The sequence below is a fragment of the Lysinibacillus sp. fls2-241-R2A-57 genome, from assembly GCF_030209535.1.
Lineage (GTDB): Bacteria > Bacillota > Bacilli > Bacillales_A > Planococcaceae > Lysinibacillus.
In genome coordinates this window covers 1-2,893 of record NZ_JARVRU010000159.1, presented here as the reverse complement: position 1 = coordinate 2,893, position 2,893 = coordinate 1, and the positions used below count along the sequence as shown (strand labels likewise).

Genomic DNA, 2,893 nt, shown 5'->3' with positions numbered 1-2,893 from the left:
GTGCATTGAATGTTTCAAACATTGTGGTTAAGTCCTCGATCGATTAGTATTCGTCAGCTCCATGTGTCACCACACTTCCACCTCGAACCTATCTACCTCATCGTCTTTGAGGGATCTTACTTACTTGCGTAATGGGAAATCTCATCTTGAGGGGGGCTTCATGCTTAGATGCTTTCAGCACTTATCCCGTCCACACATAGCTACCCAGCGATGCCTTTGGCAAGACAACTGGTACACCAGCGGTGTGTCCATCCCGGTCCTCTCGTACTAAGGACAGCTCCTCTCAAATTTCCTACGCCCACGACGGATAGGGACCGAACTGTCTCACGACGTTCTGAACCCAGCTCGCGTACCGCTTTAATGGGCGAACAGCCCAACCCTTGGGACCGACTACAGCCCCAGGATGCGATGAGCCGACATCGAGGTGCCAAACCTCCCCGTCGATGTGGACTCTTGGGGGAGATAAGCCTGTTATCCCCGGGGTAGCTTTTATCCGTTGAGCGATGGCCCTTCCATGCGGAACCACCGGATCACTAAGCCCGTCTTTCGACCCTGCTCGACTTGTAGGTCTCGCAGTCAAGCTCCCTTGTGCCTTTACACTCTACGAATGATTTCCAACCATTCTGAGGGAACCTTTGGGCGCCTCCGTTACCTTTTAGGAGGCGACCGCCCCAGTCAAACTGTCCGCCTGACACTGTCTCCTACCCCGCTAAGGGGCATGGGTTAGAATTTCAATACAACCAGGGTAGTATCCCACCGACGCCTCCTTCGAAGCTGGCGCTCCGAGATCTCTGGCTCCTACCTATCCTGTACAAGTTGTACCAAAATTCAATATCAGGCTACAGTAAAGCTCCACGGGGTCTTTCCGTCCTGTCGCGGGTAACCTGCATCTTCACAGGTACTATAATTTCACCGAGTCTCTCGTTGAGACAGTGCCCAGATCGTTACGCCTTTCGTGCGGGTCGGAACTTACCCGACAAGGAATTTCGCTACCTTAGGACCGTTATAGTTACGGCCGCCGTTTACTGGGGCTTCAATTCGCAGCTTCGCTTGCGCTAACCACTCCTCTTAACCTTCCAGCACCGGGCAGGCGTCAGCCCCTATACGTCACCTTACGGTTTTGCAGAGACCTGTGTTTTTGCTAAACAGTCGCCTGGGCCTATTCACTGCGGCTCTCATGCGCTTGCACGCTCAAGAGCACCCCTTCTCCCGAAGTTACGGGGTCATTTTGCCGAGTTCCTTAACGAGAGTTCTCTCGCACACCTTAGGATTCTCTCCTCGACTACCTGTGTCGGTTTGCGGTACGGGCACCTCTCACCTCGATAGAGGCTTTTCTTGGCAGTGTGAAATCAGGAACTTCGTCCATACGGACTCGCCATCACAGCTCAACGTTACAGTGTGCGGATTTGCCTACACACACGCCTTACTGCTTGGACGCGCACAACCAACGGCGCGCTTACCCTATCCTACTGCGTCCCCCCATTTCTCAAACGGTGAGGAGGTGGTACAGGAATATCAACCTGTTGTCCATCGCCTACGCCTATCGGCCTCGGCTTAGGTCCCGACTAACCCTGAGCGGACGAGCCTTCCTCAGGAAACCTTAGTCATACGGTGGACGGGATTCTCACCCGTCTTTCGCTACTCATACCGGCATTCTCACTTCTAAGCGCTCCACCAGTCCTTCCGATCTGACTTCAACGCACTTAGAACGCTCTCCTACCACTGACATCATAGATGTCAATCCACAGCTTCGGTGAATCGTTTAGCCCCGATACATTTTCGGCGCAGCGTCACTCGACCAGTGAGCTATTACGCACTCTTTAAATGATGGCTGCTTCTAAGCCAACATCCTGGTTGTCTGTGCAACGCCACATCCTTTTCCACTTAACGATTACTTTGGGACCTTAGCTGGTGGTCTGGGCTGTTTCCCTTTTGACTACGGATCTTATCACTCGCAGTCTGACTCCCGTGTATAAATATCTGGCATTCGGAGTTTGTCTGAATTCGGTAAACCGGGATGGCCCCCTAGTCCAAACAGTGCTCTACCTCCAGTATTCTCATCACGAGGCTAGCCCTAAAGCTATTTCGGAGAGAACCAGCTATCTCCAAGTTCGATTGGAATTTCTCCGCTACCCACACCTCATCCCCGCACTTTTCAACGTGCGTGGGTTCGGGCCTCCAGTAAGTGTTACCTCACCTTCACCCTGGACATGGGTAGATCACCTGGTTTCGGGTCTACGACCACGTACTAATTCGCCCTATTCAGACTCGCTTTCGCTGCGGCTCCGCCTTCTAAAGCTTAACCTCGCACGTAATCGTAACTCGCCGGTTCATTCTACAAAAGGCACGCTATCACCCATTAACGGGCTCTAACTACTTGTAGGCACACGGTTTCAGGATCTCTTTCACTCCCCTTCCGGGGTGCTTTTCACCTTTCCCTCACGGTACTGGTTCACTATCGGTCACTAGGTAGTATTTAGCCTTGGGAGATGGTCCTCCCGGATTCCGACGGAATTTCACGTGTTCCGCCGTACTCAGGATCCACTCAGGAGAGAACGAACTTTCGACTACAGGGCTTTTACCTGCTCTGGCGGACCTTTCCAAGTCGCTTCATCTAACTCGCTCTTTTGTAACTCCGTATAGAGTGTCCTACAACCCCAAGAGGCAAGCCTCTTGGTTTGGGCTCTTCCCGTTTCGCTCGCCGCTACTCAGGGAATCGATTTTTCTTTCTCTTCCTCCAGGTACTTAGATGTTTCAGTTCCCTGGGTCTGCCTTCAAGACGCTATGAATTCACGTCAAGATACTACGCGATTAAACGTAGTGGGTTCCCCCATTCGGAAATCTCCGGATCAAAGCTCACTTACAGCTCCCCGAAGCATATCGGTGTTAGTGC

The 2,893-nt window shown here is 52.3% G+C and carries 1 rRNA gene; it reads right to left on the bottom strand.

The annotated features are described in order from the left end of the window. Nucleotides 1-23: 23 nt before the first annotated feature. Nucleotides 24-2,893, bottom strand: a 23S ribosomal RNA gene (locus tag QRN68_RS21480); the annotation flags it as partial.